An 18,157-nucleotide genomic window follows, 5' to 3' on the forward strand; every position below is an offset into this window, starting at 1 on the left:
AGTAATTTGTTTTTGATAAGGAGGGGTTATAATGGGAAAAACACCTGAAATTGTAAAAATGGAAGTTTTCCCTGTGGCAGGCAGGGATAGTATGTTATTAAATTTAAGTGGCGCTCATGCCCCTTATTTTACTCGAAATATTGTTATTTTGACAGATAGTAGTGGTAACAGAGGAGTTGGCGAGGTTCCTGGTGGGGAAAAGATTTGTCAAACACTAAAGGATTCAGCAGACTATCTAATAGGCCAATTTATTGGCAGTTATAAAAACATATTAAATGAAGTTCGAAAAGCATTTAATGACAGGGATGTCAGGGGTCGTGGTTTACAAACCTTTGATTTAAGAACTACTGTTCATGTTATCACAGCATTAGAAGCAGCTTTTTTAGATTTACTGGGTAAACATCTTAATGTTCCAGTTGTTGCATTGTTGGGGGAAGGCCAACAGAGAGAGACAGTTAAAATTTTAGGTTATTTGTTTTATGTTGGTACTCCTGATAAAACAGATCTTCCTTATTATCGTGAAGCAAATGCAGAAAATGAATGGTATAAACTCCGTCATGAAGAAGCCATGACTCCAGAAGCTATAGTTAGACTGGCAGAAACCTCTAAAGAATTGTATGGATTTAAAGACTTTAAACTTAAAGGTGGCGTTCTGGATGGGAAAGAAGAAATAAAAGCTATTAAGGCTTTAAAGAAGAGATTTCCCGAGGCTAGAATTACGTTGGACCCTAATGGCTGCTGGTCTTTAAATGAGGCTATTGAATTATGTAAAGATATGCATGGCATTTTAACATATTGTGAAGATCCCTGTGGAGCTGAAAAAGGTTTTTCGGGTAGAGAAATCTTGGCTGAATTTAGAAAAGCCACCGGGCTTTCTACGGCCACAAATATGATTGCAACTGATTGGAGACAGATGCAGCATTCAATAGCTTTAAATTCAGTAGATATTCCATTAGCTGATCCCCATTTCTGGACCCTGTCTGGTTCGGTTCGAGTTGGTCAGATGTGTAATGATTTTGGCTTGACCTGGGGTTCACACTCTAATAATCACTTTGATATTTCTTTAGCTATGTTCAGTCATGTTGCAGCAGCTGTTCCTGGTGAGATTACAGCAATTGATACCCACTGGATCTGGCAGGAAGGAACAGAGAGATTAACAAAAGAACCCTTAATGATAGAAAATGGATATATACAAATTCCCCGGAAGCCAGGATTAGGGGTTGAGATAGATATGGAACAGGTACAAAAAGCCCATGAGTTATATTTGCAAGAAAATTTAGGTGCCCGCGATGATGCCAGGGCAATGCAGTATTTAATACCGGGTTGGGAATTTGATAATAAAAGGCCTTGCCTACTTAGATAAGTAATCAGATATTTAGAATTCTAATTTACAATTGATAATTGAGTTCAAAGGATGTGTTAATAATGAGTTTTGAAGTTAAGGGTATTATACCAGCTATGGTTACGCCTATGGATAAAGATGATAATATAAACAAAAAGGCCTTAAGACAACTTACTAATTATTTGATAGCAGGAGGTGTTCATGGTTTATTTCCGGCAGGGAGTACAGGGGAGTATTATGGTTTAACTATAGCACAAAAAAAAGAGGTAATAGAGACTGTTATAGATGAAGCAAATGGTAGAGTACCTATTTATGCTGGTGCAGGGATGATTACTACTAAAGATACTATTGAAGTAACCAAAATGGCAGAAGATATAGGTGTTGATGCTGTCTCGATACTTACGCCGATGTTTATTAGACCTAGTGAAGATGAGCTTTATAATCATTATAAAACGATTGCTAACAGTGTAGATATTCCTGTTCTGTTATATAATAATCCTGCACGTACTGGTGTTAATGTTAGTGCTCGATTAATAGAAAGAGTAAGTAAAATAGAAAACATAGTAGGGATAAAGGATAGTAGTGGGGATATGACCCTAACAGGTGAATTTATTCGTAGGACAGGTGATGACTTTAATGTATTGATTGGAAAAGATACCTTAATTTTAAGTGGACTTGTATATGGTGGGAAAGGTGCAATCAGTTCAACAGCTAATTTGGTTCCAGAATTGATTGTCAAAATATATGAAGAATACGTTAAAGGTAACTTGGAAGAAGCTTTAAAAGCTCAATATGAATTAGCTCCACTTCGTTTAGCCTTTAATATGGGTACTTTCCCAATAGTGATGAAAGAAGGATTAAAACTTATGGGAATTGATGTAGGCAATACTTTAGAACCTGTAGAAGCTCTGGATGAAAATAAACTAAGTAAATTAAAAAAAATCTTAGAAGATATAGGTGTCCTTTGATAGTATAAACTAAGGATTGGTTTTGATGATTAAGTATAGGTGTTCTTATGCCTATTTCATTATATTAAATTAATAATCTATAAGGAGAGGATATTTATTATGAAGAAAAAGATAGGTTTTATTGGATTAGGAATTATGGGTAAACCCATGGCCAAGAATTTAATCGATGCTGGTTATGACCTGATAGCTTATGATCTTAATGAAGATGCAGTCAATGAAATGGTAGACTATGGTGCAGAAAAAGCTAGTTCTCCCAAAAATATAGCAGAAAATAGTGAGGTTATTATTACCATGCTGCCTAATTCACCACATGTTAAAGCAGTAGTCTTAGGTGAAAATGGGGTAATAGAAGGGGTTAAAAAAGGACAGGTATTAATAGATATGAGTTCAATAGCTCCACTGGTCTCTCAGGAAGTGGCTGCAGAGCTGGAGAAAAAGGGAGTCGAGATGCTAGATGCCCCAGTTAGTGGTGGTCAGGAAGGTGCTGAAGCTGGAACAGTAGCTTTTATGGTAGGCGGCAAAGAAGAGGTATTTGAAGCAAACAAAGCAATTTTAGAAGTAATGGGTGGTAGTGTTACCCTGGTAGGAAGTATAGGTGCCGGGGAGACAACAAAATTAGCCAATCAGGTAATTGTTGGTATCAATATAGCAGCAGTAGCAGAGGCTTTAAGTCTGGGTAAAAAAGCAGGAGTTGATCCTGAAAATATCTTTAATGCCATTAGAGGGGGTCTTGCTGGCAGTCAATGCCTAAATGATAAGGCACCCCGGATGATAGCAGGGAATTATGACCCAGGATTCAAGATGAAATTACATGTTAAGGACCTGACAAATGCCTTTGAAACCAGTAGAGAACTACATTCATATATGCCTTTAACAGCACAGGTTATGGAAATGATGCAGAAATTATTAAATGACGGCCATACAGAAGTAGACCATGGCGGTTTAGGATTATTCTATGAGCAACTTAATAATATTTCTTTGAAAAAGGATTAAATAGAATAAGCTAGAAGGGATAACATATAAGTTGCGTAGTCTTAGTATTTAATATATATAATAAGACTACGTAATTTTAATTCTATATAAATATAAAATACTATTTAAAAAGCTAGGGTGATAGTTATGAAAAAGAATGGAACACCTGTTATTACGGATATGAAAGTTATACCTGTTGCTGGCTATGACAGTATGTTATTATCCTTGAGCGGTTGCCATAGCCCGTTTTTTACCAGAAATATTGTTATTTTGGAGGATAACTCCGGAAATATTGGTTTAGGGGAAGTACACGGGAGTGATGATATTGTTAAGGTATTAGAATCATATAAACCCTATGTTGTAGGTGAGGAGATTGGAAAATACAGAAATATTATATATAATTTAAGAACTACTGGAAAAAAAGATGGTAATAATGGTGAAGGCTTGCAGAGCTTAGATTTAGATAACTTAAAATTTGTTGTCCATGCAGAAATTGCAGTTGAAGCTGCTTTGTTAGATCTATTAGGTCAATTTATGAATTTGCCTGTAGCTGCTTTACTTGGCGATGGTATGCAGAGGGATAAGGTGTTGACATTAGGTTATCTATTTTATATACATGATAAAAATAAAGTTGATCTACCATATATAGATGAAAGTAATAGTAAAGACCCTTGGTTTAAAAGAAGGAGGAATGTGGCCCTAACAAAAGAAGCAATAGTTGAAGAGGCCCAGGCTGCAAAAGAACGCTATGGATTTAAAGATTTTAAATTAAAAGGTGGGGTTTTAGAAGGTGAGCAAGAAATTGAAACTGTTTGTGCCTTAAAAAAAGCCTTTCCAGAGGCGCGGATTAATATAGACCCTAATGGTGCCTGGTCATTAAAGGAAGCTGTCAATCTGTGTAAAGACATGAAAGGTATTTTGTCATATGCAGAAGATCCATGTGGACCAGAAAAGGGATTTTCAGGTAGAGAAGTAATGTCTGAATTTAAAATGGCAACTGGTTTGCAGACAGCAACAAATATGATTGCAACAGATTGGCGTCAATTCCATCATTCTATTGTTTCGAAAGCAGTAGATATTCCCCTGGCAGACCCTCACTTCTGGACAATGAATGGTTCTGTAAGGGTTGCCCAGCTTTGTAATGATTGGGGTTTAACCTGGGGTTCACATTCAAATAATCACTTTGATATTTCTCTGGCTATCTTTGCTCATTGTGCGGCTGCAGCTCCAGGAGAGATTACAGCTATGGATACACACTGGATCTGGCAGGATGGGCAATATCTGACTAAAGACCCACTCGAAATTAAAGATAGTTACATTAAAATACACGATAAACCTGGGTTAGGACTTGAAATTGATATGGAAAAAGTTATGGAAGCAAATAAACTGTATAAAAAATTAGATTCAGGGGATAGAAATGATGCAATTGCCATGCAGCATATTATTCCGGATTGGAAATTTGACAGTAAAAAACCATGTTTAGTAAGGTGAAATATGACAGGGATGACAGGATGACAGGGGGACGTTTCGTTTGTCACGAAACGTCTCCCTGTCATGTCTGATTTTTTGTATACTATTAATTAATTCACCACATAATAATAAAAAATATTAAGGTGGTGTGATTATGAAAGAGAGAATTGCTATTGAAGATAAGCTATCTGAAGTTTCACAGGAATTAAAAACCTTTGGTTATGAAGTTGTAGATCTTGATAATACTAATCTAGCTGATGTGAATGCAGTTGTAATCTCTGGTATGGATAAGAATACTATGGATATGTCAACAATCCAAACTAATGCACCGATTATAAATGGACGGGGTATGACAGCAGTACAGATTAGAAATGAGATAGATAAGAGGAAAATAAAAAACTAGGGTTTTTCTAAATGTAATGAATGAAGTGGAATTTATCATATTTTTGTATGACGAATTCCACTTTTTTAAAATTAGTTTTTATTCCTTGATATTTTTAAATACTTCTTTTACAGAGATTATATCCTTTATTTTTTCGATGCCTTTTCCAGTAAAGAAGACACCTCTGTTCTGATCGCCATTTCGGGCCCGGATCAGGGCCTCTTTGATACAGAACTTTTTATTACAGTGTTTCAGGCAATTAGTACAGTTCTCTGGGGCTGGTGCCTGATTATTAAGGATAAGTTCAGAGAATTTACTCTTGATAGCATTAGCAGGGAAACCTGCAGAGCTCATTATTGTGATTACATCTGATTCTTTAGCTTTGACCAGAAGTTCTTTGAAGAAGTCAGATACATCAGATTCCAGGGTTGCCAGGAACCTTGTCCCCATCTGGACACCATCTAACCCTTTATCAAACATTTTTTTAATATCATCATTTGAAACTATATCACCAGCAGCAATAACCGGGATGCTGAGTTTTTCCTTGATTTTTTTAACAATATCCCAGCTGTCTTTATCTGTTCCCAGATGGCCTCCGGCATTACCCCCTTCTACAACAACGGCAGCCGCTCCAAGTTTTTCTGATATTCGGGCCAGTTTCATTGATGAGACAATTGGTACAATAGGTACATTGTGCTTTTCTCCTATTGCAAACATATCTCTGGAGAAACCAGCACCAGATATAACCAGGTCAATGCCTGATTCAATTGAACTTTTTAGTAGGTCAAGAAAACCAGTGAAGGCATACATTATATTAACACCCAGTATACCATCTGTTAGCTGACGTGCTCTGGTAATTTCGGTCTTTAATTCATCTATACTCAGGGCTGAACCCCCTATTACCCCGATACCACCTTCATTAGCAACAGCACTGGCTAGTTTGGCCATAGATACCTTAATAGCCATACCACCCTGTATAATCGGGTAGTCTGGTTTAAGTCTTCCGATCTTTAATTTTGGAAAATTCATTAATCATCCTCCTGCAGTAATATTATTTTGAGTTTAATACCTCTTATTACGCTTTATTACGCTGTTTTTCTATTATTTCCGTTAATAAAGACAACTATAACAAGTTTAACACAAATCTGTGATATTATCTAGTAAATAACTTATTACTATTATAGTTAAAATTTCTGCTTAGCCATTTGCTAAATGAACGTTAAAAAAGCTCCAGCCTGCATAGAAGGCTATGAATTTGGTTGGGTAACATAAAGTGCAAAATGTGACAGGCGAACCGTCCCTATGTCCGGTATTTTTTATTTCTTGCATGAGTTTTTTTCCTGTGATATAATATTGCTAGCTGTGTTAAAATGATTGGATATGTTTTCGGATAACTGTTTTGAGAAAGAGGTGAAATAAATGAATAAAGGGATTCATCCAGAACTCCAGGATACGACTGTTGTTTGTGCATGTGGTGCTGAGTACAAGACTAAATCCACTAAAGAGAATATACATGTTGAGGTATGTTCTAACTGCCATCCTTTTTATACTGGTAAACAGCGTAAAGCTGCTAAGGGTGGTAGGATTGAAAGATTTAATAAAAAATATGGCCTCTCTGAGGATGAATAGAGGATCGGCAGGGTTGATGGGCAGGGCTTGATAGAGCTCTGCTTTTTTTATAGAAGGTGTGTAATTGAGATAAATGAGAGGTGAAAAAAATGAGTAAAACAAATTATGGGGGACAGGCGGTTATTGAAGGTGTTATGATGATGGGCAAGGATAAGATAGGTATTGCTGTCCGCCGTTCACCTGATGATATAGTAATAGAAGAGAGGGAATTAAAACCTCTTGATAAAAGGTTTTCTTTTCTGAAATGGCCCTTTATCAGGGGTGTTGTTAGTCTCTTCAGGACATTAATTATTGGTTTAAAGGCCTTAAATTTCTCTGCAGAACAGGTTATGGAGGAGGAAGGAGAGGAGATTAAACCACTGGAATTGGCTTTAAGTATGCTGCTGGCCTTTTCTTTTGCTATCTTGCTCTTTGTTGTACTTCCAGCGGGAATTATTCATTTTATACAGGGGTATATTGACAATAATATTATACTAAATCTCTTTGAGGGTATAATTAAAATTACTACCTTTCTCGGGTATTTATTTATTATATCCCGCTTTAATGATATAAAAAGGGTTTTTCGCTACCATGGTGCTGAACATAAGGTTATCTTCAATTATGAATCAGGCCAGGAGCTTTCTGTTAAAAATGCCCGCAAATTTACGACTTTTCACCCCCGCTGTGGGACTAATTTTTTATTTATAGTTATTCTATTAAGTATCTTTTTCTTTTCATTCTTTGGACGCCCACCCCTTTTACAGAGAATCCTGTATCATATTATGCTTCTTCCTGTTATTGCCGGGACATCATATGAGATTATTAAATTATCAGGTAAAGATAGTGTTAACCCACTTATAAAATTAATAGCAACACCTGGGTTGTGGGTACAGAGATTGACTACAGCTGAACCAGATGATTCCATGCTGGAGGTAGCTATCCTTGCCTTGAAAACTGTCCTGCCTAATGATGAAAGGGATGAGGAAAATGAATAATATGGATTTAATAGAAAAACTCGATAAACTCCAGAATGATTACCAGGAACTGAATAAGAGGATTAGTGACCCGGAGGTTATCAATGATACTAACCGGTATCAAAAACTATTAAAAAAACATGCTAAATTAAAGAAGGTAGTAGATAAGTATAAACATTATAAAGAAATCCTGGCTGGTATTAAAGAAGCCCGGGATATATTGGAAGGTGAGGAAGAAGCAGATGTCTGCGAACTGGCTGAATTGGAACTGGCTGAGCTGGAACCAGAGCAGGAGAAACTGGAAGAAGAACTCCCGGTAATGCTTCTTCCTGAAGACCCCAATGATGAAAAGAATGTTATTGTGGAAGTCAGGGCCGGAGCCGGTGGGGATGAAGCCGGTCTCTTTGCTGCTGACCTATATCGTATGTATTCCCGTTATGCTGAAAAACAGGGCTGGAAGGTTGAAGCAATGAGCTCTAATTCTTCCGGTATCGGTGGTTTTAAAGAAGTGATTTTTACTGTTGAGGGAACAGATGTCTTCCGCAGATTAAAATATGAGAGTGGGGTCCACCGTGTTCAACGGGTACCTGCTACGGAATCCAGTGGGAGGATTCATACCTCAACAGCAACTGTGGCGGTTCTGCCAGAGGCAGAGGAGGTAGAACTGGAGATAGATCCCAATGAATTAAAAATAGATGTCTATCGTTCAAGTGGACCTGGTGGTCAGAGTGTTAACACCACAGACTCTGCTGTCAGGATTACCCATGAACCAACTGGGCTGGTTGTTTCCTGCCAGGATGAAAAATCTCAGCATAAGAATAAGGCCAAGGCTATGAGGGTGTTAAGGGCGCGTTTAAAGGAAAAATATGAACAGGAACAGCAGGCTGAAATAGATGAGGCTCGTAAGAGTCAGGTAGGTACTGGGGAGAGAAGTGAAAAAATCAGGACATACAACTTTCCACAGGGTCGGGTTAGTGATCATAGAATAAATCTGACTGTCCACAAACTCGAACAGATACTCGGTGGGGATTTAGATATTGTTATTGAAGAATTGATCAAAGAGGATACGATGAAAAGGCTGCAGAAGGTGTAAGTAGTGAATATCAAAGAAATATTAACTGCAACCATAGATTTTTTTAAAAAACACAAGATACCTGATTCCAGACTTGATGCAGAGGTATTACTGGCCCATCTTCTGGATATTGAGCGGATCCAGCTCTATGTTAAATATGACCTACCTTTAGAGCCTCAAGAGGTAGCTGCTTACCGGGAACTAGTAAGAAAAAGGGCAGAACGTGTTCCAGTTGCCTATTTGACCGGAGAAAAGGAGTTCATGTCACTTCCTTTAGTAGTGAACAAAAATGTCCTGATACCAAGACCAGAGACAGAGCTGTTGGTTGAATATGTTATAGATTATTGCCAGGACAAGGGGATTGACGGGCCGAATATAGTTGATGTCGGAACAGGCAGCGGGGCTATTGCAGTTAGCCTTGCTCATTATTTACCTGCTGCCAGGGTCCTGGGAATTGATCTTTCTGCTGAAGCATTGGCAGTTGCCCGTTTAAATATTGATAAATTGGGATATACTGGACGTGTAAAGGTTATTAAAGGTAATTTGTTGAAACCACTTCTAAAAATGGAAAAAGATAATGTGGATATTATAGTTTCTAATCCCCCCTATATCCCCAGGAATGAACTGGGAAATCTTTCACCTGAAGTAAGACAGGAGCCCTGGATGGCACTCGATGGTGGAAAAGATGGACTAGATTATTACCGCCAGTTAATCAAGCAGGCTAAAGCTGTACTGGTCAGGGGAGGTATAATTGTGCTTGAAATTGCCTATAATCAGGGGAAAAGTGTAGTAGCTCTTTTTGATGATGATTGGGAGGATATTAAAGTAAAAAAGGATTATGCTGGATCTGAGCGGCTCATTACAGCTGCTTTAGTTTAGAGGTGTAAGAGAATGGACTATACAACAGTACTGGAAAAAATAGATGAAAGTTTACTGGATATAAATAAGATAGATAGCTTAAAAAGACACAGGGTTATCAAGATGGCTGCAGCCCTCCTGCAGCAGGGGGAGCTGGTGGCCTTCCCGACAGAGACTGTTTATGGACTGGGGGCAGATGCAGGCAGTGGAGAAGCTGTGGCCAGGATTTTTCAGGTCAAAGGACGTCCCCAGGATAATCCCCTGATAGTACATATTGCTGGTAAAAAGCAATTAGCTGATATTACGGTTAATAACTTATCTGCTACAGCAGAAAAATTGATTGAGCGCTTCTGGCCGGGACCATTAACACTGATTATGGAGAAAAGCCCACTGATAGCAGCGGAAACAACAGCTGGATTGGCAAGTGTTGCGGTTAGAATGCCTTCCCATCCGGTAGCCCTGGCTTTGATTGAGGAGAGTGGTCTTCCCCTGGCGGCACCAAGTGCTAACAGATCAGGGGCTCCAAGTCCAACTCTAGCTGGGCATGTCCTGGATGATTTAAAAGGAAGAATTCCTCTGATAGTAGGTGGTGGGCCCTGCAGTATAGGTGTTGAATCTACTGTGCTTGATGTCAGGGGGAATCAACCGCTTATTCTACGTCCAGGCGGGATTAGCCGTGAAGAAATTGAAGAAGTCCTCGGCTATCATATATCTTCAGCAGGGGCTATCAGTAAGGATTCCAATAAAAAACCTGCCTCTCCAGGTATGAAGTACCGACACTATTCGCCAGAAACACCGGTTTACTTAAAAAAATTAAGTGCTGATACTATGGCTGCTGAGCTGGCTAAGTACCAGGGGGAAGCTGTCGCCTTTCTAATTACCGATGAAACTGCTTGTGGTCTCACAGCTGTGGCAGAAGAACTGCTGGAAGATAAGGTGTTTATGACAATGGGTTCCAGATATACCCCGGAGAGATATGCCTCACAGGTCTTTGCTGTTCTACGTAAGCTAGACAGGCTTGGTTTGACCAGGATTATTGCTGAGGAAATACCGGAAAGAGGTTTAGGTGCTGCGGTAATGAACCGTCTACAGAAAGCCAGTCTTAAGGAATAGGGAGTACTTAGAATAGAGCCCTGTAAGCTGACATACATATATATTATTTAGATAAAGAAAGATATCGTTGTTTTTAAGATTAATTTATAGGGAGCTGAAGGTATTGAGTCTTTTGGAGACGCTTACCCTGGCAATTGCCCTGGGCACAGATGCCTTTTCCGTTGCTATTGTCTGTGGGGTACAACAATTTAAGACTAAAAGTATTATTCAGATAAGCCTGATTATAGCTGCTTTTCATATTATAATGCCGCTAACTGGGTTTTATGGAGGGAGATTTATTCAGGACCTCTTAATTTCTATTTTTAATTTAAAGGGGAGTATAGACAGGGTTTTTAATATTATTGGTGCAGGTCTGTTATTATTAATAGGTATCTATATGGTTCTTGAAAAATGGCTTGATACCAGAGATGATATCTGCAATTTTAAGCTGAGCGGCTGGGGAATGATAGTACTGGCTTTCAGTGTCAGTATTGATTCATTATCTATTGGTATTAGTCTCGGCATGCTGGGTGATATTACTCTTTTAGTGGTATTGGTAATTGGGAGTACAGCAGGTCTAATGATGGGAACAGGGCTTTATTTTGGTTCAAAGTTAGGCCATTTTCTAGGTGAAGAGGCTCAGTTTTTAGGCGGGATAGTCCTTATCTTTTTGGGACTGCACTTTGCTGGATTTATTTGAAATTAAAACAGAAGGAGTGGTAATGCTTGCCAGAGTTAGTATTTGTTTGTACAGGTAATACCTGCCGTAGTCCGATGGCAGAATATATCTTTCGCAAATTACTGGCTGAGGAGGGTTTGAAGAATTGGCAGGTAAGTTCAGCAGGTTTAATGGCCCTCCCAGGTCAGTCTATTAGTGCGATGGCTCGTAAGGTGATGGAAGAAGATGGGACAAAGGTTGATGGACACTTAAGTCGTTTGCTCAGCAGAAAGATCCTGGAACGGGCTGACGTGGTACTGACTATGACAGATCATCATCGTAAGATGATCTTGGACAGCTACCCTGAGTTCAGTAATAAAGTATTTACTATCAGGGGTTTTCTTGGAGAGAAAGGTAAGATAGATATAAGTGATCCATATGGACAGCCTGAGGAAAGGTATAGAGAAATCAGGGATGAAATAAAAAAAATTTCAAAAATGTTACTGGGTAAATTGAATTATTTTTCTTTAAAAGAAGAAGGTAATTTAAGAAATCTGGAGAATAATAAGCATAGAGGTGATAAAGTGAATATTGCAATAGGTTCAGATCATGCTGGATATGAATTCAAACAGGAGATTATCAAGTATTTGGAGGATGAAGGTTATCAGTATAAAGATATGGGTACTGATTCTACAGTGTCTATTGATTACCCTGATTATGGATATAAAGTTGCCTCTGCAGTTGCTGAAGGTGAATATGATAAGGGTATTTTAATATGTGGGACAGGTATCGGGATGTCCATTACGGCCAATAAGGTAAAAGGAATCAGGGCTGCCCTCTGTCATGATGTTTTCTCCGCCAGGGCAACCCGCAACCATAATAATTCCAATGTTTTAGCAATGGGGGCCCGTGTAATTGGAATTGGTCTGGCTCTCGAAATTGTTAAGACATGGTTAGGTGAGGATTTTGATGGTGGAAGACATCAGAGGAGAGTAGATAAGATGCATTCCATAGAAAGGGGAGAATATAAAGGAGATGAGTAATGCTGTAGTAATTGACCATCCATTAATTCAACATAAATTGGCTTTATTGAGAGATAAGGATACAGGCCCCAAGGAATTCAGAGAACTGGCTAATGAAATAGCAACACTGATGGCATATGAAGTAACTCGTGACCTCCCATTAAAGGAGGTTGAGATTGAAACCCCGATTAAAAAGGCTAAATTCAAGATGATTGAGGGAAAAAAATTGGGCATTGTTCCTATTTTGCGGGCAGGCCTGGGTATGCTTGATGGTGTTTTAAAACTTATTCCTACGGCCAGGGTTGGCCATGTTGGCCTCTATCGTGACCCGGAGACACTGGAGGCAGTAGAATATTATTGTAAGATGCCTACAGATGTGAGTGAAAGGGATTTGATTGTGGTAGACCCTATGCTGGCAACAGGTGGTTCTGCTTCAGCGGCAATTAGCTTTGTGAAAGAAAAGGATCCCAGGAGTATTAAGTTAATGTGTCTGGTCTCTGCTCAGGTAGGGATAGATAGGGTGAAGAAAGACCACCCTGATGTAGAAATTTATACAGCAGCCATTGATGAAAAACTAAATGATCATGCCTATATTGTTCCAGGTCTAGGAGATGCTGGTGACAGATTATATGGCACCAGGTAATCCAGAAATTTCCTTTGAATCACTATACATAGTCTGGTAATATGAATGAAGAAAGAGGGATGTTCTCATGCAGACTTATATAAGTGTATTTTTATTGGCCTTAATGGCAACTTATATTCTAACACCACTTACTAAACAGATAGCCCTATCTATTGGTGCAGTAGATATCCCCAATAACAGGAGGATAAATAAAAAGGCAGTACCAACCCTGGGTGGGATTGCTATCTATCTTGGGTTTTTAATTCCAATTATATTAAATATGTCTTTGAATAAAACTCTGATAGGAATTCTGCTTGGCGGGACATTTATTTTGCTGGTTGGTATTATAGATGATCTGTATGAACTATCACCAGCATGGAAATTAATAGGACAGATTCTGGCTGCCTGTATACTCCTATTCTTTGGGATCAAGGTTGAGTTTATTACTAATCCCTTTGGAGGCATGCTATATCTTGGTTACTGGGGTGTTCCGCTGACCCTTTTCTGGGTTGTCGGGATAACAAATACTGTTAATCTTGTTGATGGTTTAGATGGCCTGGCAGCAGGTATTTCGGCTATTGCGGCCTTTATATTGTTTCTGGTAGCCCTGCAGGAGGGCCAGACTTTTGCTGCTGTACTGGCACTGACCTTAGCCAGTAGTTCACTGGGCTTTTTGCGTTTTAATTTTAATCCTGCTGATATCTTTATGGGGGATACTGGTGCTATGTTTTTAGGTTATATGCTGGCCGCTATATCAGTAAGTGGTGCCTTAAAGAGTGCTGCTACTGTAACACTGGTGGTTCCAGTTCTGGCTCTTGGTGTGCCTATTTTTGATACAATCTTTGCTATAATTAGGCGTCTTCATAATGGTAAACCAATTGGAGAGGCAGATAATGGTCATATACACCACAGATTACTGGCCTTGGGGATGAATCAACGCCAGGCGGTATTAAGTGTCTATGGGATTAGTGTATGTCTGGGTTTGATGGCTTTGATTATCAATGGGGCTAATCTGCATGATGCCTTTGTAATTCTCGGGATTGTAATAGTGGTTCTCATTTATGGTGCCTGGAAACTGGGTATTTTCTCGGTTGAGGTACCCGCTAAAGGAAACGGCCTGGAGAAAAGTAATTTTCAGGATATATAATTCTTTTATTTAATATGACTGCAAATTATAAACTCCGGTAATCATACCGGGTTTTCTTTTTTGGGGCATTGTCATCATTATTAAATCCTTGACAGGAAGGGAAAATTGTGTTAAAGTATTATTGCGAAAATTGAATTATCCCTATTTCGTATGTATTGTATAAGTAATGATTATATAAGTGCTTACTTGTATCAGGTATAGGCATTAATATTTGACATGTTTTTATACTAATGATATTATTTATGATAAATGAGTCTTCCTTTTTTAAGTATTGATGACTGTTGACCAATTTTGTTCAGGGAAATTATGTAATTTTAGATAATTTTAAAGACTGATAAATTTTTGATAAAATTAGAGGATTTTTAATTTACATATAGAATTAATATAAACTAAAGGTTATGGAGAGAAAGAAGCGAAGATGAAGAAGGATAATAATTATAGGATGGTTATTCAGGCCCTGGCACTGCTTACTCAGTTAGGACTGGTTGTGCTGGCCAATATTGCAGTGGGTTTTTTTCTGGGACGTTTACTTGATAATGTATTACATATGGATTCTTTTTTTAGTATTATAGGTATTATCCTTGGAGTCTTGTCTGGTTTTTATTCTGTATACCGTCTGGTGATTAAGATTTCAGGTGATGAAAATGATGATATTTCATAAAAATATGTTTTTATATATTTTAATTTAAAATTGGTAATTTGATTTTGTGATTTTGTTAACAGCATTGACAATTTTATTTTAATAGAAAAATTGCTTGTTGAGATAATATAAAGATAGCTAGTTCGAAAATCAAATTACATGTAAAAGGAGGGAAAACAATGAATCCAGGTCCAAAGGTTGTTACATATATGTTTGGGAATGAGAATTTACCGATTACAGATACATTAATTGTCGGCTGGGTTGTTGTCTTGCTGGTTATTATTTTTGCCAGGTATGCTACCAGGAAATTGAGTATGAAGCCTGATTCGGCTCAGAATGCTGTTGAACTTTTAATTGAAACAATTCATGAACAAATAGAACCAATGCTGCCAGGAGAAGGCTGGAAATTTCTTCCGTTTATTGCCACTATTTTTATCTATGTAGGTGTCAGCAATTTAATAGGTCTTATCCCTATCCCTGGTAATGTCAGTCCAACCGGTGATTTGAATACTACTCTTGGTTTAGCACTAATGGTTTTTTTGCTTAGTAATTATCATGGAATGAAGGAAGTGGGTCTATGGGGTTATTTAAAAGGCTTTGCTGAGCCGGTGATATTTCTGCTGCCTATTAATGTTATAGGGGAGCTGGCTAAACCAATCTCACATTCTTTCAGGCTCTTTGGGAATGTTGTTGGTGGTGGAATAATTATAACCTTGATTTATCAGGCTGTACCCTGGCTGATACCTGTTCCACTTCATGCCTGGTTTGACCTCTTTGTAGGGCTAATCCAGACCTTAATTTTTGGTATGGTAGCAATAGCCTATATTTCTGTAGCTAAGTCTTAATAAATAATGCTAATGCATTGATGAAAGTTAATAATTAATTGCTTTTTTCTAATTTTATTTAAAACGAGGTGTTTAAAAATGATTCAATTTACACCAGAAGTAGTAGAATCAATTGTCAAGATGGCTTCTTATATTGGTGCTGGTGTTGCTGTAATTGGAGGCCTGGGGCCGGGTATAGGAATGGGATATGCTGCTGGCAAAGCCACTGAAGGAGTAAGACGTCAGCCTGAAGCCAGGGGGGCGATAGTAACTACTATGTTACTGGGTCAGATAATTTCCGGTTCCACAGGGATCTATTCCCTGGTTATAGCCATTTATTTAATATTTGGTGGTGGTTGATAAGATTAATTAAATCAAAGATAATAGGTGATATGGTGAAAAATTACAATGATCCAGTAAAAGTCCAGAAGGAAATATTAAAAAAAACATATTTAATCTCACTTGTTCCGATAATATCAACCCTGGTAATGGGTGAGTTTTCCTCTCTGCTGGGATTTGTTTTTGGTTTACTAATTAGCACCTTATTACTTAGATTAAAATTTGTACTTATTAACCGTTCTTTAGATATGTCAGAAGCAAAGGCAAATACCTTTATCAGGAATCGTTATTTTATAGAATATCTTATCTATTTTCTTGTTCTATTTGTTTCAGCCCGCAACCCGACACTGGACTTTTTAGCAGCAGCTATTGGTCTTTTTATGATAAAATTTACTGTCATAGCCTGGGTTGTACTGGATTTATTTAGAGATAAACTGAAGAAAAAGATAGAGTCTTATGAGGATTAGTATAGTAGTTATTTTATAACACATTAGAAGGGAGGGTTTAATAATGGTACAGTTTTCACCTGAGGTAATAGACACTATTATTAAGGCTGCTGCTTTGCTTGGTGCAGGATTTGCCATGATTGCAGGTATTGGTCCTGGAGTTGGTCAGGGTTATGCAGCTGGTAAGGCGGTAGAATCTGTAGCCAGAGACCCGGAAGCAAGGGGTAATATTATTACAACTATGTTACTGGGGCAGGCTGTTGCTGAGTCTACTGGTATTTATTCTCTGGTTATAGCTATTGTTTTGATTTTTACTATATAATAAGTTTAATCTGGAGAGGGAAATCCTTCCCTCTCTTTACGCAATTATTTTAGAAATATTTTTTTTTAGATTGGTGGATAACTTTTAAGACCGACAAATATATTTACTTCCCTTGTCGCATGCTACAGCGTCCTGCTTCGCTTGCTGTCAAGAAATTTTCCTTCGGCGTCCTGCCTACGGATAATTTCTAGAGTCGTCCAGTAAATATATTTGTCTGGTTAATGATAACTAGTTAACTTCGTACAAAAAGTGTTTTTGAGTAAAAGATTATTACTGTTCTTGTTGATGTAGAATACAAAAGGAAAACTTGAATAACATTGCAGGGGGTGAATGATTTTGGTAAATGTCAACACTACTATGTTGTGGCAGGTTATAAATTTCCTGGTGCTGTTGTGGCTTTTAAAGCGTTATCTCTATGGGCCTATTACAGAGATGTTAAAAAAGAGGGCTGCAAGGATTGAAGGGGATTTAAATGCTGCAGCGGAGGAAAGAAAAGAGGCTGAGAAATTAAAAGAAGAATATGAGGCACAGTTAAAAACAGCCAGGAGTAAATCCCAGGATATAGTTGAAGATGCTGAAACAAGGGCTAAGAAGAAGGCCAGGGAGATAATTAAAGAGGCTGAGAAAAAGGCTGAAAATATTAAGAAAAATAAAATGGCAGAGATAGAGCAGGCTAAAAAAGAAGCTTTGGCTCAGCTGCGTAATGAGGTTGCCTCAATTTCACTTTTGGCAGCCAGTAAATTAATACAGGAAAAGATGGATCAGGAAAAACATAAACAGTTGATAAAAAGCTATATTGCCAAACTCGATAAAAACAAGTTGGGTGAACTACAATGATAAACAATGAAGTGGCCTTAAAATATAGTAAGGCCCTATTTGAATTGGGTAAGGAAAAGGATTCACTGCTCTTATTCCAGAAGGAGTTAAACCAGGTATGGGATTTAATTGAAAACAACGGTGAATTCAGACAGGCTTTTTTTCACAAACGAATTCTTCCTACAGATAAAAAAGCCATTATCAAAGAGTTATTTACAGGGGAAACATCAGAATATACCCTGAATTTTATTAATTTATTGATAGATAATAGGAGAGAAGAAAATATTGAATCAATAATTGATAATTTTAAAACCCTGGTTAATAGAGAGGAAGCAATTGTTGAAGTAGAGGTTATAACTGCTGTTGAATTAGGTGATGATTTAGAGGCTCAGTTAAAAGATAAGCTAAATCAACTCTTGGATTATGAGGTTGTTGTTTATCCTAAAACAGATCCCAAAATTATTGGTGGAATGGTTTTAAAATTTAATGACTTTATAGTTGACGGCAGCATTAAAAGGGGTCTGACTAAATTAGAAGAAGATATAAAAAGTGTTCCGTCAAGTATGTTGGGGGTGTGATTAAG

General features: G+C 37.9%; 22 protein-coding genes. 21 read left to right on the plus strand and 1 reads right to left on the minus strand.

The genetic code is table 11. The features are described from left to right. Window positions 1-31: 31 nt before the first annotated feature. The 5 genes from GM661_RS02105 to GM661_RS02125 all read left to right on the plus strand — a co-directional run bounded on the left by GM661_RS02105 (window position 32) and on the right by GM661_RS02125 (window position 5,155). Window positions 32-1,363 (plus strand): enolase C-terminal domain-like protein, encoded by a 1,332-nt coding sequence (locus GM661_RS02105; protein ID WP_230868533.1) that lies wholly within the window; start codon window positions 32-34, stop codon window positions 1,361-1,363. Between the two features lie 62 nt (window positions 1,364-1,425). Continuing rightward, the gene (dapA, locus tag GM661_RS02110; protein ID WP_230868534.1) at window positions 1,426-2,310 is read left to right on the plus strand and encodes a 4-hydroxy-tetrahydrodipicolinate synthase; all 885 of its coding nucleotides are present in this window, start codon (window positions 1,426-1,428) and stop codon (window positions 2,308-2,310) included. 99 nt (window positions 2,311-2,409) lie between these two features. Further along, window positions 2,410-3,303, plus strand: a complete 894-nt coding sequence (garR, locus tag GM661_RS02115) for a 2-hydroxy-3-oxopropionate reductase (RefSeq protein WP_230868535.1) — start codon at window positions 2,410-2,412, stop codon at window positions 3,301-3,303. A 126-nt stretch (window positions 3,304-3,429) separates the two neighbouring features. Continuing rightward, a complete protein-coding gene (locus GM661_RS02120; protein WP_230868536.1) occupies window positions 3,430-4,773 on the plus strand; it encodes an enolase C-terminal domain-like protein in 1,344 nt (447 codons plus the stop codon). A 133-nt stretch (window positions 4,774-4,906) separates the two neighbouring features. Beyond that, window positions 4,907-5,155 carry a YkuS family protein gene (locus GM661_RS02125; RefSeq protein WP_230868537.1) on the plus strand — a complete coding sequence of 83 codons (249 nt, stop codon included), beginning with the start codon at window positions 4,907-4,909 and terminating at the stop codon, window positions 5,153-5,155. Between the two features lie 78 nt (window positions 5,156-5,233). Here GM661_RS02125 and GM661_RS02130 read toward each other — a convergent pair whose 3' ends face one another. Next, window positions 5,234-6,163: an NAD(P)H-dependent flavin oxidoreductase gene (locus GM661_RS02130; protein ID WP_230868538.1), complete on the minus strand. Its 930-nt coding sequence runs from the start codon at window positions 6,161-6,163 to the stop codon at window positions 5,234-5,236. Window positions 6,164-6,553: 390 nt separating this feature from the next. Here GM661_RS02130 and rpmE point away from each other — a divergent pair, with 390 nt between their 5' ends. From rpmE to atpH, 16 genes are all read left to right on the plus strand, one after another. Continuing rightward, window positions 6,554-6,763, plus strand: a complete 210-nt coding sequence (rpmE, locus tag GM661_RS02135; RefSeq protein ID WP_125987746.1) for a 50S ribosomal protein L31 — start codon at window positions 6,554-6,556, stop codon at window positions 6,761-6,763. An 89-nt stretch (window positions 6,764-6,852) separates the two neighbouring features. Further along, window positions 6,853-7,737: a DUF1385 domain-containing protein gene (locus GM661_RS02140; RefSeq protein ID WP_230868539.1), complete on the plus strand. Its 885-nt coding sequence runs from the start codon at window positions 6,853-6,855 to the stop codon at window positions 7,735-7,737. Further along, window positions 7,730-8,809 carry a peptide chain release factor 1 gene (prfA, locus tag GM661_RS02145; RefSeq protein WP_230868540.1) on the plus strand — a complete coding sequence of 360 codons (1,080 nt, stop codon included), beginning with the start codon at window positions 7,730-7,732 and terminating at the stop codon, window positions 8,807-8,809. Before GM661_RS02140 ends, prfA begins: the two co-directional genes overlap by 8 nt. A gap of 3 nt (window positions 8,810-8,812) precedes the next feature. Continuing rightward, window positions 8,813-9,667: a peptide chain release factor N(5)-glutamine methyltransferase gene (gene prmC, locus GM661_RS02150; RefSeq protein WP_230868541.1), complete on the plus strand. Its 855-nt coding sequence runs from the start codon at window positions 8,813-8,815 to the stop codon at window positions 9,665-9,667. Window positions 9,668-9,679: 12 nt separating this feature from the next. Beyond that, window positions 9,680-10,759 (plus strand): L-threonylcarbamoyladenylate synthase, encoded by a 1,080-nt coding sequence (locus GM661_RS02155; RefSeq protein ID WP_230868542.1) that lies wholly within the window; start codon window positions 9,680-9,682, stop codon window positions 10,757-10,759. A gap of 103 nt (window positions 10,760-10,862) precedes the next feature. Further along, window positions 10,863-11,438, plus strand: coding sequence for a manganese efflux pump MntP (locus GM661_RS02160; protein WP_230868543.1), 576 nt, complete (start codon window positions 10,863-10,865; stop codon window positions 11,436-11,438). A 26-nt stretch (window positions 11,439-11,464) separates the two neighbouring features. Continuing rightward, window positions 11,465-12,439: a ribose 5-phosphate isomerase B gene (gene rpiB / locus GM661_RS19010; RefSeq protein ID WP_205739336.1), complete on the plus strand. Its 975-nt coding sequence runs from the start codon at window positions 11,465-11,467 to the stop codon at window positions 12,437-12,439. After that, window positions 12,432-13,061 (plus strand): uracil phosphoribosyltransferase, encoded by a 630-nt coding sequence (gene upp, locus GM661_RS02175; protein ID WP_125987756.1) that lies wholly within the window; start codon window positions 12,432-12,434, stop codon window positions 13,059-13,061. Before rpiB ends, upp begins: the two co-directional genes overlap by 8 nt. A gap of 67 nt (window positions 13,062-13,128) precedes the next feature. Beyond that, window positions 13,129-14,187: an MraY family glycosyltransferase gene (locus GM661_RS02180; protein ID WP_230868544.1), complete on the plus strand. Its 1,059-nt coding sequence runs from the start codon at window positions 13,129-13,131 to the stop codon at window positions 14,185-14,187. Window positions 14,188-14,605: 418 nt separating this feature from the next. Next, a complete protein-coding gene (locus GM661_RS02185; RefSeq protein WP_230868545.1) occupies window positions 14,606-14,848 on the plus strand; it encodes an AtpZ/AtpI family protein in 243 nt (80 codons plus the stop codon). A gap of 158 nt (window positions 14,849-15,006) precedes the next feature. After that, complete coding sequence (atpB, locus tag GM661_RS02190; RefSeq protein WP_230868546.1) at window positions 15,007-15,672, plus strand: F0F1 ATP synthase subunit A; 666 nt, start codon at window positions 15,007-15,009, stop codon at window positions 15,670-15,672. Between the two features lie 78 nt (window positions 15,673-15,750). Then, window positions 15,751-16,011, plus strand: a complete 261-nt coding sequence (atpE, locus tag GM661_RS02195; RefSeq protein WP_230868547.1) for an ATP synthase F0 subunit C — start codon at window positions 15,751-15,753, stop codon at window positions 16,009-16,011. Continuing rightward, the gene (locus tag GM661_RS02200) at window positions 16,008-16,457 is read left to right on the plus strand and encodes an ATP synthase subunit I (protein ID WP_230868548.1); all 450 of its coding nucleotides are present in this window, start codon (window positions 16,008-16,010) and stop codon (window positions 16,455-16,457) included. The genes atpE (GM661_RS02195) and GM661_RS02200 overlap by 4 nt, the downstream gene beginning before the upstream one ends. A gap of 43 nt (window positions 16,458-16,500) precedes the next feature. Continuing rightward, the gene (atpE, locus tag GM661_RS02205) at window positions 16,501-16,758 is read left to right on the plus strand and encodes an ATP synthase F0 subunit C (RefSeq protein ID WP_125987766.1); all 258 of its coding nucleotides are present in this window, start codon (window positions 16,501-16,503) and stop codon (window positions 16,756-16,758) included. Window positions 16,759-17,088: 330 nt separating this feature from the next. Continuing rightward, entirely contained in the window at window positions 17,089-17,595 is a 507-nt protein-coding gene (gene atpF, locus GM661_RS02210) for a F0F1 ATP synthase subunit B (protein WP_230868549.1), read from the plus strand. Next, window positions 17,592-18,152, plus strand: a complete 561-nt coding sequence (gene atpH / locus GM661_RS02215; protein WP_230868550.1) for an ATP synthase F1 subunit delta — start codon at window positions 17,592-17,594, stop codon at window positions 18,150-18,152. The genes atpF and atpH overlap by 4 nt, the downstream gene beginning before the upstream one ends. Window positions 18,153-18,157: the final 5 nt, after the last annotated feature.

The sequence above is a fragment of the Iocasia fonsfrigidae genome (assembly GCF_017751145.1).
Taxonomy (GTDB): domain Bacteria; phylum Bacillota; class Halanaerobiia; order Halanaerobiales; family DTU029; genus Iocasia; species Iocasia fonsfrigidae.

What these genes read in the sequence shown, in the direction of transcription:
- GM661_RS02125 (WP_230868537.1), top strand. Translation starts at nt 4,907, where the DNA reads ATGAAAGAGAGAATTGCTATTGAAGATAAGCTATCTGAAGTTTCACAG.
- atpH (WP_230868550.1), top strand. Translation starts at nt 17,592, where the DNA reads ATGATAAACAATGAAGTGGCCTTAAAATATAGTAAGGCCCTATTTGAA.
- upp (WP_125987756.1), top strand. Translation starts at nt 12,432, where the DNA reads ATGAGTAATGCTGTAGTAATTGACCATCCATTAATTCAACATAAATTG.
- GM661_RS02155 (WP_230868542.1), top strand. Translation starts at nt 9,680, where the DNA reads ATGGACTATACAACAGTACTGGAAAAAATAGATGAAAGTTTACTGGAT.
- GM661_RS02140 (WP_230868539.1), top strand. Translation starts at nt 6,853, where the DNA reads ATGAGTAAAACAAATTATGGGGGACAGGCGGTTATTGAAGGTGTTATG.
- atpE (WP_230868547.1), top strand. Translation starts at nt 15,751, where the DNA reads ATGATTCAATTTACACCAGAAGTAGTAGAATCAATTGTCAAGATGGCT.
- GM661_RS02130 (WP_230868538.1), bottom strand. Translation starts at nt 6,163, where the DNA reads ATGAATTTTCCAAAATTAAAGATCGGAAGACTTAAACCAGACTACCCG.
- GM661_RS02105 (WP_230868533.1), top strand. Translation starts at nt 32, where the DNA reads ATGGGAAAAACACCTGAAATTGTAAAAATGGAAGTTTTCCCTGTGGCA.
- prfA (WP_230868540.1), top strand. Translation starts at nt 7,730, where the DNA reads ATGAATAATATGGATTTAATAGAAAAACTCGATAAACTCCAGAATGAT.
- atpF (WP_230868549.1), top strand. Translation starts at nt 17,089, where the DNA reads ATGATTTTGGTAAATGTCAACACTACTATGTTGTGGCAGGTTATAAAT.
- GM661_RS02120 (WP_230868536.1), top strand. Translation starts at nt 3,430, where the DNA reads ATGAAAAAGAATGGAACACCTGTTATTACGGATATGAAAGTTATACCT.
- dapA (WP_230868534.1), top strand. Translation starts at nt 1,426, where the DNA reads ATGAGTTTTGAAGTTAAGGGTATTATACCAGCTATGGTTACGCCTATG.
- GM661_RS02185 (WP_230868545.1), top strand. Translation starts at nt 14,606, where the DNA reads ATGAAGAAGGATAATAATTATAGGATGGTTATTCAGGCCCTGGCACTG.
- rpmE (WP_125987746.1), top strand. Translation starts at nt 6,554, where the DNA reads ATGAATAAAGGGATTCATCCAGAACTCCAGGATACGACTGTTGTTTGT.
- GM661_RS02180 (WP_230868544.1), top strand. Translation starts at nt 13,129, where the DNA reads ATGCAGACTTATATAAGTGTATTTTTATTGGCCTTAATGGCAACTTAT.
- atpB (WP_230868546.1), top strand. Translation starts at nt 15,007, where the DNA reads ATGAATCCAGGTCCAAAGGTTGTTACATATATGTTTGGGAATGAGAAT.
- garR (WP_230868535.1), top strand. Translation starts at nt 2,410, where the DNA reads ATGAAGAAAAAGATAGGTTTTATTGGATTAGGAATTATGGGTAAACCC.
- atpE (WP_125987766.1), top strand. Translation starts at nt 16,501, where the DNA reads ATGGTACAGTTTTCACCTGAGGTAATAGACACTATTATTAAGGCTGCT.